The 14,378-nt window shown below is 71.6% G+C and carries 14 protein-coding genes; 5 read left to right on the forward strand and 9 right to left on the reverse strand.

The window, feature by feature from the left end; genetic code table 11:
- Positions 1 to 141: 141 nt before the first annotated feature.
- Complete coding sequence (locus ACFPZI_RS16845; protein ID WP_381363826.1) at positions 142 to 837, reverse strand: TetR/AcrR family transcriptional regulator; 696 nt, start codon at positions 835 to 837, stop codon at positions 142 to 144.
- Between the two features lie 216 nt (positions 838 to 1,053).
- Here ACFPZI_RS16845 and ACFPZI_RS16850 point away from each other — a divergent pair, with 216 nt between their 5' ends.
- Complete coding sequence (locus tag ACFPZI_RS16850; protein WP_381363828.1) at positions 1,054 to 1,503, forward strand: nitroreductase family deazaflavin-dependent oxidoreductase; 450 nt, start codon at positions 1,054 to 1,056, stop codon at positions 1,501 to 1,503.
- Here ACFPZI_RS16850 and ACFPZI_RS16855 read toward each other — a convergent pair.
- The gene (locus ACFPZI_RS16855) at positions 1,493 to 2,800 is read right to left on the reverse strand and encodes a geranylgeranyl reductase family protein (protein ID WP_381363830.1); all 1,308 of its coding nucleotides are present in this window, start codon (positions 2,798 to 2,800) and stop codon (positions 1,493 to 1,495) included. The genes ACFPZI_RS16850 and ACFPZI_RS16855 overlap by 11 nt on opposite strands.
- Positions 2,801 to 3,032: 232 nt before the next feature.
- On the opposite strand from ACFPZI_RS16855, the gene ACFPZI_RS16860 reads away from it, so the two are divergent.
- Positions 3,033 to 4,403 carry a dipeptidase gene (locus tag ACFPZI_RS16860; protein ID WP_381363832.1) on the forward strand — a complete coding sequence of 457 codons (1,371 nt, stop codon included), beginning with the start codon at positions 3,033 to 3,035 and terminating at the stop codon, positions 4,401 to 4,403.
- A 125-nt stretch (positions 4,404 to 4,528) separates the two neighbouring features.
- Here the strand turns inward: ACFPZI_RS16860 and ACFPZI_RS16865 are convergent, their stop codons facing one another.
- From ACFPZI_RS16865 to ACFPZI_RS16875, 3 genes are all read right to left on the reverse strand, one after another.
- The gene (locus ACFPZI_RS16865) at positions 4,529 to 5,569 is read right to left on the reverse strand and encodes an NUDIX hydrolase (protein ID WP_381363834.1); all 1,041 of its coding nucleotides are present in this window, start codon (positions 5,567 to 5,569) and stop codon (positions 4,529 to 4,531) included.
- A gap of 147 nt (positions 5,570 to 5,716) precedes the next feature.
- Positions 5,717 to 5,911 carry a hypothetical protein gene (locus tag ACFPZI_RS16870; RefSeq protein WP_381363836.1) on the reverse strand — a complete coding sequence of 65 codons (195 nt, stop codon included), beginning with the start codon at positions 5,909 to 5,911 and terminating at the stop codon, positions 5,717 to 5,719.
- 91 nt (positions 5,912 to 6,002) lie between these two features.
- A complete protein-coding gene (locus ACFPZI_RS16875) occupies positions 6,003 to 6,956 on the reverse strand; it encodes an ROK family protein (protein WP_381363837.1) in 954 nt (317 codons plus the stop codon).
- 210 nt (positions 6,957 to 7,166) lie between these two features.
- Here ACFPZI_RS16875 and ACFPZI_RS16880 point away from each other — a divergent pair, with 210 nt between their 5' ends.
- Both ACFPZI_RS16880 and ACFPZI_RS16885 read left to right on the forward strand, forming a co-directional pair.
- Entirely contained in the window at positions 7,167 to 8,243 is a 1,077-nt protein-coding gene (locus tag ACFPZI_RS16880; RefSeq protein WP_381363839.1) for a LacI family DNA-binding transcriptional regulator, read from the forward strand.
- A 147-nt stretch (positions 8,244 to 8,390) separates the two neighbouring features.
- Positions 8,391 to 9,128, forward strand: coding sequence for a hypothetical protein (locus tag ACFPZI_RS16885; protein ID WP_381364098.1), 738 nt, complete (start codon positions 8,391 to 8,393; stop codon positions 9,126 to 9,128).
- A gap of 75 nt (positions 9,129 to 9,203) precedes the next feature.
- Here ACFPZI_RS16885 and ACFPZI_RS16890 read toward each other — a convergent pair whose 3' ends face one another.
- Positions 9,204 to 10,508, reverse strand: coding sequence for a DUF6986 family protein (locus ACFPZI_RS16890; protein ID WP_381363841.1), 1,305 nt, complete (start codon positions 10,506 to 10,508; stop codon positions 9,204 to 9,206).
- A gap of 286 nt (positions 10,509 to 10,794) precedes the next feature.
- Between ACFPZI_RS16890 and ACFPZI_RS16895 the strand changes: the two genes are divergently transcribed.
- Complete coding sequence (locus ACFPZI_RS16895; protein WP_381363842.1) at positions 10,795 to 11,730, forward strand: endonuclease/exonuclease/phosphatase family protein; 936 nt, start codon at positions 10,795 to 10,797, stop codon at positions 11,728 to 11,730.
- Positions 11,731 to 11,803: 73 nt separating this feature from the next.
- Here ACFPZI_RS16895 and ACFPZI_RS16900 read toward each other — a convergent pair whose 3' ends face one another.
- From ACFPZI_RS16900 to ACFPZI_RS16910, 3 genes are all read right to left on the reverse strand, one after another.
- A complete protein-coding gene (locus tag ACFPZI_RS16900; protein WP_381363843.1) occupies positions 11,804 to 12,766 on the reverse strand; it encodes an electron transfer flavoprotein subunit alpha/FixB family protein in 963 nt (320 codons plus the stop codon).
- Between the two features lie 61 nt (positions 12,767 to 12,827).
- The gene (locus tag ACFPZI_RS16905) at positions 12,828 to 13,616 is read right to left on the reverse strand and encodes an electron transfer flavoprotein subunit beta/FixA family protein (RefSeq protein WP_381363845.1); all 789 of its coding nucleotides are present in this window, start codon (positions 13,614 to 13,616) and stop codon (positions 12,828 to 12,830) included.
- Positions 13,617 to 13,900: 284 nt separating this feature from the next.
- A complete protein-coding gene (locus ACFPZI_RS16910; protein ID WP_381363847.1) occupies positions 13,901 to 14,317 on the reverse strand; it encodes a thioredoxin family protein in 417 nt (138 codons plus the stop codon).
- Positions 14,318 to 14,378 lie beyond the last annotated feature (61 nt).

Raw genomic sequence — 14,378 nt, forward strand, 5'->3', positions numbered from 1 at the left:
CCCGCCGCGCCCACGCTGCTCCTCCATGTCCGTCACGCTGGACGCCGGGTGCCGGTGGCGGCGTCACCCGGCGAGGTCATCACACGTACTCCCCTGGAAGTACGCGTCGGCGCGGGCGGCGGAACGGTGAGAGGGCGGGGGTTACGACGCCGCCGGCAGGCCGACCGAACGGGCGAGGCGGTCCACCGCGTGCCGGAAGAACCTCTCGCGGTCCTCCACGACCCGGTGGAACTGCCCGAACAGTTCGAACCCGACCAGCCCGAACAGCTCGGCCCAGGCCGCCACCATCGCCACCACCACCTCCGGGGGGAGATCGGGCGCGAGGTCGGCGGCCATCCGCTCGGCCTCCGGCCGCAGGCCGGCCGACAGGGGCGGCAGCGCCAGAGCGGAGCAGCGGTGTGCGTCCCGCAGGATGTCGAAGGCGAGGAAGGCCAGGCGGGAGGCGGCCGGCACGGTGGTGTCGGGTGCCTTGTAGCCGGGGACCGGCGAACCGTAGATCAGCGCGTACTCGTGCGAGTGCCCGAGCGCCCAGGTACGCGCGCCCTCGCACATCACGGTCCAGCGCCGGGCCGGCGAGGTGTCGGCGACCTCGTCGTGGACCGTTTCGACGGCCTCGCCGAGGGAGTTGTAAGCGTCGATGATGAGAGCGGTCAGCAAGTCGTCGCGGCTGGGGAAGTACCGGTACAGGGCGGAGGACGCCATGCCCAGTTCACGGGCCACGGCTCGCAGCGAGAGCTTGGCGGCGCCTTCCGCCGCGAGCTGTCTGCGGGCCTCCTCCTTGATCGCCGCGGTAACTTCGATCCTGGCCCGTGCACGGGCGCCGTGTGCGGTGCTCATGGAATCAGTCTTCCATGAAATCAGAGCGCCGCACACAAACAAGAGCGGCAGACGCAAAAGAGAGCAGCGCTCTTGCCTGGCAGCGTCAGGCCATGCAGACTGGCATCAACAAACAGAGAGCAGCGCTCACAAAAAGGGGCGGCGCTCTCCATGCGTTCCGCATCTCCTTCGCCACGCCACTTTGGCGACCCGACTTGTTCTCACCTGGAGGCCCTCATGTCCACGCACGTCAAGAAGCCCGGCTGGTTCACCGTCAACGTCCTCAACCGCCTCGTGGCGTGGCTGACCCGCCGCGGGCTGAGCGTCTGGGGGTCCAGGGTGCTTGCGGTCCGCGGCCGCAAGAGCGGCCAGTGGCGGACCACCCCGGTCAATCTGATGACCCTGGACGGTGCTCAGTACCTCGTCGCGCCCCGGGGCCACGTCCAGTGGACGCACAACATGCGGGCGGCCGGCGGCGGCGAACTGCACCTCGGGAAGGACGTCGAGGTCTTCACCGCGACCGAGGTCGCCGACGACGACAAGCCACCGCTGCTGCGCGCCTACCTCAAGCGCTGGAAGGCGGAGGTCGGTGCCTTCTTCAACGGAGTGGGCCCGGACTCCTCCGACGAGGAGCTGCGCCACATCGCCCCCGACCACCCGGTCTTCCGGATCACGGTCACGAACTGACGGACGCGCCCCCTGCCTCGGAACCACTCCCGGTCCCGGAACCACTCCCGGCACCGGAGCCGTCCCCGGCACCGGAGCCACCACCCGAAGGACGCCGGTCCAGCGCGGTCATGGCGCGGTGGACCAGCGGATGGGTACGGACCAGCTCGCCGAGCGTCGTCGAACCGCGGGTGATGTCCCGGAAGGCGTTCCAGGCCGGGCGGAAGCCGGTGAGGACGGCGTGGAACACCCCGGGGCGCCGCTCGAACGCGGCCAGCATCCGCTTGCCCACGCTCATCTCGGTACCGAGCCCCGCCTTGACCGCGAAGGCGTAGTTCAGCGCCTGCCGGCGTGTGTCCACGGCATCGTGGGCCTCGGCGATGCGCACCGCCCACTCCCCCGCCAGCCGGCCCGAGCGCAACGCGAAGGAGATGCCCTCGCGGGTCCACGGTTCCAGAAGCCCGGCGGCGTCCCCGCACACGAGCACCCGTCCGCGCGACAGTGGAGAGTCGTCCGCCCGGCACCGGGTCAAGTGGCCGGAGGAGATGCTCGGTTCGAAGCCGGCGAGACCGAGCCGTCCGATGAAGTCCTCCAAGTACCGCTTGGTCGCGGCGCCTTCACCACGCTGGGAGATCACGCCGACGGTCAGCGTGTCGCCCTTGGGGAAGACCCAGCCGTAACTGCCGGGCATCGGGCCCCAGTCGATGAGTACCCGCCCCTTCCAGTCCTCGGCGACGGTGTCCGGCACCGGGATCTCCGCCTCCAGGCCCAGGTCGACCTGGGCCACCTTGACCCCGACGTGTGCTCCTATGCGGCCGGCGCTGCCGTCCGCGCCGACCACGGCCCGCGCGAGCACGGTCTCGCCGCCCTGCAGGACAAGCGCGACCGTGCGGCGGTCCGGTACCGCCGAGCCGTGCTGCTCGACCCGCTGCACGGCGGCACCGGTGCGCACCTCGGCGCCGGCCTTCTGCGCGTGCTCCACCAGTTGGTGGTCGAACTCGGGCCGGTTGATCAGCCCGAACAGCATCTGCCGGGACCGGCGGGTACGGGGGAAGCGGCCGTTGATCGAGAACGTCACCGCGTGCACCCGGTCCTTCAGCGGAAGCTCGAAGCCGGGCGGCAGGGAGTCCCGCGAAGGGCCGATGATGCCGCCACCGCACGTTTTGTAGCGCGGCAGTTCCGCCTTCTCCAGCAACAGCACGCGCCGTCCCGCGACCGCTGCCGCGTAGGCGGCCGAGGCCCCCGCGGGCCCCGCGCCCACCACAACGACGTCCCATACCTGCCGCGCGTCGTCCGCCGAAGAGTTCTCGCTGCTCACGATGGTCTACTGCTCCCGATCCAGCCGCCTGCCTCCCCCGTGCTCTCGGCTTCACTCGAGCAGGGGGTACCCCATCTGTCCACCGCATACTACGGCGACGATCACTCGAAACCGCTGTGGGAGGATCGTGCGGCATGGGTGCCCCGTACACCGGACCTCACCCGTGCTCCACGATCGCCTCGCCCACGAACGTACGCACACGTACAACGTCGCACCCACAAGGAGCGTGCCCATGTCGTCGAATCCGGTCGCCGTGACCGTCGCCTCACTGATGCCCAGGGCGAAGGAGGAGCTCGCCGAACTGGTGGCCTTCAAATCGGTGGCGGACTTCGGCCAGTTCCCGCGCAGCGAGAGCGAAGGCGCCGCCCGCTGGGTCGCGGACGCGCTCACGGCCGAGGGATTCCAGGACGTGGCCCTCCTCGACACCCCCGACGGCACCCAGTCGGTGTACGGCTTCCTTCCCGGCCCCGAGGGCGCCAGGACGGTGCTCCTGTACGCCCACTACGACGTGCAGCCGCCGCTGGACGAGGCCGGCTGGGACACCCCGCCGTTCGAGCTCACCGAGCGGGACGGCCGCTGGTACGGGCGCGGGGCCGCCGACTGCAAGGGGGGTGTGATCATGCACCTGCTGGCGCTGCGCGCGCTCAAGGCCGACGGCGGCGTTCCCGTCAACGTCAAGGTGATCGCCGAGGGTTCGGAGGAGCAGGGCACCGGCGGCCTGGAACGGTACGCCGAGCAGCACCCCGAACTGCTGGCGGCCGACACCATCGTCATCGGCGACAGCGGCAATTTCCGCGCCGGTCTGCCGACGGTGACCGCCACCCTTCGCGGTATGACGCTCCTGCGGCTGCGTGTCGACACACTCGAAGGCAACCTGCACTCGGGCCAGTTCGGCGGCGCCGCGCCGGACGCCCTGGCCGCCCTGGTCCGCGTCCTGGACTCGCTGCGCGCCGAGGACGGCAGCACGACCGTCGACGGGCTGCCCGGCGACAGCGCCTGGGACGGGCTGCAGTACGACGACGAGCAGTTCCGCAAGGACGCCAAGGTCCTCGACGGCGTGGAGCTGATCGGCTCCGGCACGGTCGCCGACCGCATCTGGGCGCGCCCGGCCGTCACCGTCCTCGGCATCGACTGCCCGCCGGTCGTCGGCGCCACCCCGTCCGTGCAGGCGAGTGCCCGCGCACTGATCAGCCTGCGCGTGCCGCCGGGTGTCGACGCGGCCGAGGCGACCACGCTGCTCCGGGCGCACCTGGAGGCGCACACGCCGTGGGGTGCGCGGGTGAGCACCGAGCACATCGGACAGGGGCAGGCGTTCCGCGCCGACACCACCAGCCCGGCCTACCGGGCCATGGCCGACGCGATGGCGGTCGCGTACCCGGGCCAGGAGATGAGTTACGCGGGGCAGGGCGGATCCATCCCGCTGTGCAACACCCTCGCGGGCCTCTACCCGCAGGCGGAGATCCTGCTCATCGGCCTGAGCGAGCCGGAGGCGCAGATCCACGCGGTCAACGAGAGCGTCTCACCCGACGAGCTGGAACGGCTGTCGGTCACGGAGGCACTGTTCCTGCGCAACTACGCGTCCGCGGCCGAGTCCACGGGCTGATCCCGCCCGCGCGGCACGGCTGCGGTGCGACGCCCGGCCGGGGAACCACGTGCCGGGCCGGGCGTCGCAGTCGCACCGGAAACAGGCCGCGCCAGGCCGCGCGGGGTCCGGCCGCGTTCCGGACGTCAGCCGACCGGTACCCCCGCTTCCAGATACATCGCCTTCCCCCGTTCCCGTGCCCGCAGGGCGCGGCGGAGCCGTTCGTAGCGCACCGGCGGCAGCATGTCGGCGGCCTCCGTTTCGGAGACGAAGCGCCAGTCGCGGAGTTCGGGGCCGGGCAGTAGCAGCCGCGCGGCATCGGCGGCGTGGAGACGGCCACCGTCGAAGAGCAGGCGCAGGCCGCCGTAGGCGGGCGGCGCGGGCGGCTCCCAGTCGACGACGAGCAGGGCCGGCACGTCGTCGAGGCGGATGCCGGTCTCCTCGGCGACTTCGCGCATGCCCGCGCGCGCGGGCGCCTCACCGGGTTCGACGACCCCGCCGGGGAACTCCCAGCCCGGCTTGTAGGTCGGGTCGACGAGCAGCACTCTGTCGCGCTCGTCGAAGAGGAGGACACCGGCGGCTACGGTCTCGGCGCTCGGCTCGGGCGTCTGCACGATGTCGCAGGCGGGCGCCTCGCCGCTGCCGACCGCCTCGGCGATCCGGACGGCGGTGTCGTACGGGCTCAGCGGGCCGGTGCCGACCGGATAGGCGTCGGCGGTGAGCCAGGAGGCCAGAGCGGCTTTGTACGGCTCGATGTGGTCGTAGGACCACTGCCGGATCCGTATCTCGCCGTCCGGGAGGTCCGGCGGAACCTCCCGGCCCGCTATTCGCTCACGCAGGATCGTTTCCGCCGGAGCGAGGAGGACATGCCGGACCGGAATACGGCGGGCCGCGAGGCCACCGAAGATCTCGTCGCGGTAATCCTGTCTCAGCAGGGTCATGGGAACGACCAGGGTCCCCCCGAGTTCGGCGAGCATCGCCGCCGCCGTGTCGATCACGAGCCGGCGCCAGATGGGAAGGTCCTGGAAGTCGCCGGCCTCGGCCAGGCGTTTGGGCGGAAGCAGATGACTGAGCGCCCCGCCGACGACCTCGGGGTCGAAGAGCGCGCTGTTCGGGATCAGTTCGATCAGTTCCCGTGCGATCGTGGTCTTCCCCGCACCGAACGCACCGTTGATCCAGACGATCACGGTTCCCCCCTCTTCTGTTGGGCCCCCTGTGGCTTGCCCGCTCCACCCTGCCACGGAAACCAGCCCCAGTTGAGAACGCACACCAACGGCGCCGGTGCCCCTTTCGGAAGGAGGCGCCGACGCCATGGGGGGGGTGCGGTGGGCCCGTCAGCCCTTGGCCTCCCGGTCGCCGTCGGCCGCGTCGGCCGGGCCGTCGTCGGTGACGGTGTGGTCGAGGGTGCTGAGTGCGTCGCCGACGGGGAGGCCGTCGAAGCCCTCACCGTGCGCGTGCGACGGAGTGACCGCCGCGACGACGAAACCGGTGGCCAGGGAGGCGATGGCAAGCATGCTGCGCTTCTTCATGCCGGGCTCAACGGCCGAAGCCGCCCCGGGGTCACGCACGGACACGTACGACGCGTGAACGCTCCTGCGGGCACCCGTGCCCCGGCCGCGGTCAGACGCCCGCCGCCGCCGGGTCCGTCCGCCGCGTCAGGGCAGCCGCCGCGGCGCCCACCAGCCCGGCGTCGGTGCCCATCCGCGCCGGTGTCACCACGAGACGCTGGACGAACGACAGCGTCGCGTACTCGGTCAGGGCCTGGCGCAGGGGGGCGAAGAGGACTTCGCCCGCCTTGCCCACTCCCCCGCCGACCACGGCGATGTCGATCTCGACGAGCGTCGCGGTGGCCGCGATTCCGGCGGCCAGCGCCCGCGCGGCCCGCGCGAACGACGCCACGGCCGCCGGGTCCCCGGCGCGGGCGGCGGTGGCCACCGCGGCGGCGGAGGTGTCGCTGTCCGGTCCGGGGAGCCAGCCGTTCGCCAGGGCCCGACGGGCGATGTTGGGCCCGCTCGCGATGCGCTCCACACAGCCGCGCGAGCCGCACGGGCACGGGTCACCGTCGAGATCCACACTGATGTGGCCGATGTGCCCCGTGTTGCCGGTCGGCCCGGGATGCAGTCGGCCGCCCAGCACGAGTCCGCCGCCGACCCCGGTCGAGACGACCATGCACAGCGCGTTGTCGTGGCCGCGGGCGGCGCCCTGCCAGTGTTCGGCCGCTGTGATCGCCACACCGTCGCCGATCAGTTCCACGGGCAGTCCACCGGTCGCCGCCCGGACCCCGGCGACCAGCGGGTAATCACGCCAGCCGGGCACGTTCACCGGGCTCACCGTGCCCGCGGAGGCGTCCACGGGGCCCGCGCTGCCGATGCCGACAGCGCTCGCGTGCCCCCACAGCGGGGACGCGGTGAGCTCGCCCAGCACCGCCTCGACCGCCCGCATCACGGTGTCGCCGTCCTCCTTGGCGGGCGTCGGCCGCTGGGCCCGGACCAGTATTCGGCCCTGCCCGTCCACCAGCGCACCGGCGATCTTGGTGCCGCCGATGTCGAGCGCTGCCACGAGGTCGGTGTGCATCAGTCTCGGTTCTCCCCGTCAACCATGAGAAAGGCGCTGAAACAGCCCGTGCGCGGCCACGAACCGACACACGGGGCGAGCCGCACCCCGATGTCGCGATCGCTCGCGGGCCAGGATGCGCGGTGGACAGTGTCCCTGAGCCTGACAACGTTGTCCAGGCTCTATGCTCGACGCCACATCCTCATACAACCCCATGGATCCACACAGCCCGTGGTCGACAGAACAGGACACCGCACCGTGCCGGAGACACCCCACCGCACCCACCGCCTCTCAGGGTCCCGTTACGGCAACCGTCCGACCATGAAGGACGTGGCGGCCCGTGCCGGGGTCGGCCTGAAGACGGTCTCCCGGGTGGTCAACGGCGAACCCGGGGTCACGCCGGAGACGGAGCGCCGGGTGCAGGAGTCCATCGAGGCCCTCGGTTTCCGCCGCAACGACAGCGCGCGAGTGCTGCGCAAGGGCCGTACCGCCAGCGTGGGCCTGGTGCTGGAGGATCTCGCGGACCCGTTCTACGGTCCGCTGAGCCGGGCGGTCGAGGAGGTCGCCCGCGCACACGGCGCGCTGCTGATCAACGGTTCCAGCGCGGAGGACGCCGACCGCGAGCAGGAGTTGGTGCTGGCACTGTGCGCCCGCCGGGTGGACGGCCTGGTGGTGATTCCGGCCGGTGACGACCACCGGTATCTCGAGCCGGAGCTCAAGGCGGGTGTCGCCACGGTCTTCGTGGACCGGCCGGCAGGCCGGATAGACGCCGACGTCGTCGTGTCGGACAACTATGGCGGCGCCCGTGACGGCGTGGCCCATCTCATCGCCCACGGGCACCGCAGGATCGGTTTCATCGGTGACATGCCCGGCATCCACACCGCGTCCGAGCGGTTGCGCGGCTACCGTACCGCCATGGAGGACGCGGGCATACCGGTGGAGGACGCCTGGATGTCCCTGGGGGTCACCGACCCCGAGCGGGTGCGCCGGGCCACCGAGGAGATGCTGTCCCGCCCTGATCCGGTCACGGCTGTCTTCACGGGCAACAACCGGGTGACGGTCACCGTGATCCGGGTCCTGAGCGAGCGGTCCCGCCCTGTCGCGCTCGTCGGCTTCGACGACATCGAGCTCGCCGATCTGCTCCGGCCTGGGCTCACGGTCGTCGCCCAGGACTCCGCGGCCCTCGGCCGGACCGCCGCCGAACGCCTCTTCCGCCAGCTGGACGGCACCCTGCTCGCCCCCGAGCGGATCGAGCTGCCGACCAAGCTGATCACGCGCGGCTCGGGCGAGCTGCCCCCGGCGGACTGAGCCCCCGTGTCCACGAGGATCCGAACGGACGGCGCACGCCACGCGGGTGACCGCTCCCGTTGCTCAAGTGACCGCGCACACCACACGAAGGACGCGGACCGTACGCTGCGGGCGCTGGGCCTGGCCGAGGCGCCGCGCGAGCATCCGTTGCGGTACCCGGGTTCGTGGCCGCGGGAGTCGGGGCTGCTGGACGGGGACCGGCTGCTGCCGCTGGACCGCCTGGTCCACGAGGACCGGGTGCCCGTCCTGGCCGTCGGGTCCAACGCCTCCCCCGGCCAACTGCGGTACAAGATGGATGAGTTCGGGGTCTCCTCACCCATCCCCATGGTGCGGGCCCGGGTGAGCGGCGTCGACGTGGGTGTCTCGGCGCATGTGAGCCGCATGGGATATGTGTCCGCGTCACCGGTCGACGCCCCGGGAACAGTAAGGGAGTTGTTCGTCATCTGGCTCGACGCCGAGCAGCTCGCGGTGATCGACGCGAGCGAGGGCGTACCCCTGCCGGACGGCAACTACGACCGCGTCTGGCTGCCCTCACCCGCCGTCCGCATCGAACTCCCCGACGGTACCGCGCTCCCCGGCAGCCACGCGTACGTCAACCGGCACGGCGTCCTCCACGACGGCACCCGGGCCCCACGCGGCCACCCCGGCCAACGTCCGCTGCTCACCGAACTCCTGCTGCGTTCAAGGGCATTGAGGGAACTGTTCGGCGTCTCCGCCGAACAGTTCAGCGCGCGGGCCCGCGCCGACCCGGCGCTCTGCGCGCGGGGCACCCGGGTCTTCGCCGAGGAGCGTCTGGTGACGGCGTCGGGTCTGGAGCGGTACGTACGGTCCCGGTGGACGGGAAGTCCGGGCACCGGCCTGTCGTTGCCGCCGCCCCTCACGTAGCCGACGCGAACGCGCCGGTCACCATGGAGCATCGCGGAACGCGGCTCCCGCACGACTGTTTCGCAGAGGTGGCGGCTACGGTGCGGAGGCCTTCGGGTCACCGCGGCGCGGGGACGCGAAGCCCTCCAGGTCGGTGCGGGTGAGACCGGTCGCCCGCGCCACCTCGGCGTGGTCCAGGGCGCCGCAGTCCAGGCCGCGCAGCAGGTGGCCGGCGAGGGCCTTGGCGGTGGCGGGCTCGTCCATGACGTCGCCTGCGGTCCGGGCGGTGTACCGGGCGAGCCGGGCGGCGGCCTGTTCGAAGCTCTCGCGGTAGAAGGCGAAGACGGCCGCGTAGCGGGTGGGCAGATGCCCGGGGTGCATGTCCCAGCCCTGGTAGTAGGCGCGGGCCAGGGCCCGGCGGGTGAGGCCGTGGTGCAGCCGCCAGGCGGCGTGGACCTGTGCGGTCGGGCCGACGGGCAGGACGTTGGTGGAGCCGTCCGAGACGCGTACGCCGGTGCCCGCGGCGGCGACCTGCATGACGGCCTTGGCGTGGTCGGCGGCCGGGTGGTCACCGGCCTGGTGGGCGGCGGAGATTCCGAGGCAGGCGCTGTAGTCGAAGGTGCCGTAGTGCAGCCCTGTGGCACGCCCTTCGGCGGCCTGGATCATCCGGGCGACGGTGGCGGTGCCGTCGGCGGCGAGAATGGCCTGGCTGGTCTCGATCTGGATTTCGAAGCCGAGTCGGCCGGGTTCCAGCCCGCGCGCCCTCTCGAATGCCTCCAGAAGCCGCACCATGGCGGTGACCTGCTCGGGAGAGGTGACCTTGGGCAGCGTCAGCACCAGCCCTCCGGGCAGCGGGCCGGCCTCGGCCAGGCCGGTGAGAAAGATGTCGAGGGTGCGGATGCCCCGGTCGCGCACCGCGGCCTCCATGCACTTCATCCGGATGCCCGCGTACGGGGCCGCCGTGCCGTCCCGGTGCGCCTCGGCGATCCGCCGCGCGGCGCGGGCGGCGGTCTCGTCCTCCTCGGCGTCGGGGCGGTTGCCGTAGCCGTCCTCGAAGTCGACGCGCAGGTCTTCCACGGGTTCGCGCTCCAGCTTGGCGCGGACGCGGCCGTACACCGCCTCGGCCAGGGCGGGGTCCATCCCGACGGCGGCGGCGAACGAGGCGGCGTCCGGAGCGTGTTCGTCGAGAGCGGCCAGGGCCTGATCGCCCCAGGAGCGGAGGGTACCGGCGGTGAAGACGTCGCCGGGGACGTAGACGGTGTGGACGGGCTGACGGGTGCCGGGGTCTCCGGGGTAGCGGCGCTCCAGCTCGGCGTCGACCGGCGCCAGGAAGGCGCTGATCTCCGCGCCGACGGCACCCGCGATACTCGTGGCCACCTGCTCCTGTCGGCCCTGGCTCATTCCACGCCCTCCAGATCCTTCACGCCCCGCAACACGCCCGCCCCACACTTTCCGCGATACGGAATCAACAATCCGTTGAATGAAGTTATCGGGCGGCCTTCGCGCCGGTCAACACCACCTCATGCCCCTCTTGCATCTCGATCCACTCCGCCATCTCGGCATGTTCACGTCCATCTGGCACCGTCTGACACGGAACCACGCACCGCCCGGCACCGCACCACCCCGCACACCGACGTACGTCCGGCTCGCCCGGACACCGCCGCGCAGCACCAGCGAAGGAGCTCCTGTGCCGAACCACAGCCGAGTCACGCGCCGCCTGGGACTGAAGACCGCGCTCGCCGCCTCCGTCGCCCTTCCGCTCTCCAGTACAGCACTGCCTCCCGAGCCCGCCTCGGCACAGGAACGCCAGGAACGCCCGGGCGGGCCGCTCGAGGTCATGTCGTTCAACCTGCGCTTCGCCAGTACGGTGGAGCCCCACAGCTGGGCCGCCCGCAGACCCGTGATGCGCCGACTGCTGCGCCGCGAGCGGCCGCACGTCATCGGCACCCAGGAGGGCCTCCACCAGCAACTGCGCGACATCGAGGCGGACCTGGGGTCGTCCTACGACTGGATCGGCACCGGCCGGGCGGGCGGCAGCCTCGACGAGTTCATGGGGATCCTCTACGACACCCGCCGGCTCGCCCCCCTGGAGTACGACCACTTCTGGCTCTCCGACACGCCGTACCTGATCGCCTCGAACACCTGGGGCAACGCCCACATCCGCATGGTCACCTGGGTCCGCTTCCGCGATCTGCGCGCCGGTGACCGGGAGTTCTACGTGCTCAACACCCACCTGGACAACGCGAGCCAGTACGCGCGCGAGCGGGCCGCCGCCCTGATCGCCGAGCGCGTCACCGGGCTGGCCCGCTCCCTGCCCGTGATCGTGACGGGGGACTTCAACGTCGCCGCCCACGGGAACCCGGTGTACGACACGGTGCTGGGCGCCGGTCTCGTCGACACCTGGGACGCGGCGGCCGAGCGGGGCGAGGCGTACGGGACGTTCCACGGGTACGAACCGCCGGTGCCGGGCGGTGCCCGTATCGACTGGGTCCTGGCCACGCCCGGCGTCAGGGTGCACCGGGCGTCGGTCAACATCTTCGCGCAGGACGGCCGGTTCCCGAGCGACCATCTGCCGGTGCAGGCGTCGCTCACCCTCGGACAGCCGGGGCAGCCCCGTTCCTGAACAGGCGAAGGCTCCTACGACCGCGTCGGACGAGGTCGTAGGAGCCCGGTGGCCTTGTACGGCCGGGAAGGGATCAGCCCTTGCGGGTGTTGATCTCCTCGGTGAGCTGCGGGACGACGTCGAACAGGTCGCCGACGACGCCGTAGTCGACCAGGTCGAAGATCGGGGCCTCGGCGTCCTTGTTGACCGCCACGATCGTCTTCGAGGTCTGCATGCCCGCGCGGTGCTGGATCGCACCGGAGATGCCGGAGGCGATGTACAGCTGCGGCGACACGCTCTTGCCGGTCTGGCCGACCTGGTTGGTGTGCGGGTACCAGCCGGCGTCGACCGCGGCACGCGAGGCACCGACGGCCGCGCCGAGGGAGTCGGCGAGCGCCTCGATGACCGCGAAGCTCTCCGCGCCGCCCACGCCACGGCCACCGGAGACCACGATCGCGGCCTCGGTCAGCTCGGGGCGGCCACTCGACTCGCGCGGGGTGCGGCCGGTGACCTTGGTGCCCCTCGCCTGCTCGGAGAAGGTCACGGACAGCGCCTCGACCGCGCCGGCGGCCGGGGCCGGCTCCACCGCGGCCGAGTTCGGCTTGACGGTGATGACCGGGGTGCCCCGGCAGACACGGGACTTGGTGGTGTAGCCGGCGGCGAACACCGACTGCGTGGCCACCGGGCCCGCCTCGCCGGCCTCCAGGTCGACGGCGTCGGTGATGAGGCCGGAGCCCAGGCGCAGCGCGAGGCGGGCGGCGATCTCCTTGCCCTCGGTGGAGGAGGGGACGAGAACGGCGGCCGGGGACACCTGCTCGTGGGCGGCCTGCAGGGCGTCCACCTTCGGTACGACCAGGTAGTCGGCGTACTCGGCGGCCTCGTGGGTCAGGACCCGCGCCGCGCCGTGCTCGGCCAGCGTGGCGGCGGTGCCGGCGGCACCCGCCCCCAGCGCGACGGCGACCGGCTCGCCGATGCGGCGGGCCAGCGTCAAAAGCTCCAGGGTCGGCTTGCGGACGGCGCCGTCCACGTGGTCGACGTAGACGAGAACTTCAGCCATGGGACTTCTTCTCTCCTGCTTGCGAAGTGTGAGGGGCGGGAAGCGAGTTGAGCCCCGGGGCTCAGATGAACTTCTGGCTCGCGAGGAACTCGGCAAGCTGCTTGCCGCCCTCGCCCTCGTCCTTGACGATCGTGCCCGCGGTGCGGGCCGGGCGCTCGGTCGCGGAGTCGACCACACTCCAGGCGCCCTGCAGGCCGACCTCGTCGGCCTCGAGGCCGAGGTCGGACAGGTCCCAGGACTGAACCGGCTTCTTCTTCGCCGCCATGATGCCCTTGAAGGACGGGTAACGCGCCTCGCCCGACTGGTCGGTGACCGACACCACCGCCGGCAGCGACGCCTCGAGCCGCTCGGACGCGGCGTCGCCGTCCCGGCGGCCCGACACCGTGCCGTCCTCGAGGGAGACCTCGGAGAGCAGCGTCACCTGCGGCACGCCCAGGCGCTCCGCGAGCAGCGCCGGCACCACACCCATGACGCCGTCGGTGGAGGCCATGCCGGAGACGACCAGGTCGTAGCCGGCCTTCTCGATCGCCTTGGCCAGCACCAGGGAGGTGCCGAGCGCGTCGGTGCCGTGCAGGTCGTCGTCCTCGACGTGGATCGCCTTGTCCGCGCCCATGGACAGCGCCTTGCGCAGCGCGTCCTTGGCGTCCTCGGGGCCCACCGTCAACACGGTGATCTCCACGTCGTCGTCGGAGTTCCCCGCAATCTGCAGCGCCTGCTCGACCGCGTACTCGTCCAGCTCGGAGAGCAGACCGTCCACATCGTCGCGGTCGACGGTCAGGTCATCGGCGAAGTGCCGGTCGCCGGTGGCGTCGGGCACGTACTTCACTGTGACAACGATCCTCAAGCTCACGCCGGCTCTCCTACTGCAATCGTCATTTCTGGCTGCCTGCCTTCAGGCAGCATAGGCGCCTCAAACGGCCGTTCCCGATCGGGGCGATCCACGTTTCCGAGCGAAATATTACTCGCCAGTACAACCAGTTCGTTCCCGCTGAGCAAGCGCTTTGAACTGTGACCTTCGCAACGCAGCGTAACCGGAACTCGATCGGCACGCAGCAGCAGTCGCCCCGGAGCCGGTCACGCAGGGCGTGGAAACATCCCCGGTGGTGAAAAAAGAGGAGCGGGCGGCCCACTCCGTCATACGGCCTCGCCGAGTGCGGCGATCACATCGGCCTTGCGCGGCTGGCCGGTGGCGCGCCGGACGACGCTGCCGTCGGCGTCGAGGACCAGCACAGTGGGGGTCTTGAGGATGTCCAGTCGGCGCACGAGATCCAGGTGGGCCTCGGCGTCGATCTCCACATGGGCCACGCCGGGAACCAGGCCGGCCACCTCGCCGAGCACCCTCCGGGTCGCCCGGCAGGGCGCACAGAACGCGCTGGAGAACTGGACGAGGGTGGCTCGTTCACCGAGGTCCGCGCCGAGCTCCGCCGCCCTCAGCCGCTTGCCGTCGTCCCGCCCTCGCACCCGTATTCTCCCGCTCCGCCGCCGCTGCAGCACTCCGAAGGCGCTCGCCGCCGCGAGCACCAGCACACACACCATGAGTCCGGTCCTCATCTGTCGAAGCATTCACGAGACCGCAAAGATTCCCGGCACCCGCACGGGTTTCCCGTGCGGA

The organism is Streptomyces chlorus, from assembly GCF_042655885.1.
Taxonomy (GTDB): Bacteria; Actinomycetota; Actinomycetes; order Streptomycetales; family Streptomycetaceae; genus Streptomyces; species Streptomyces chlorus.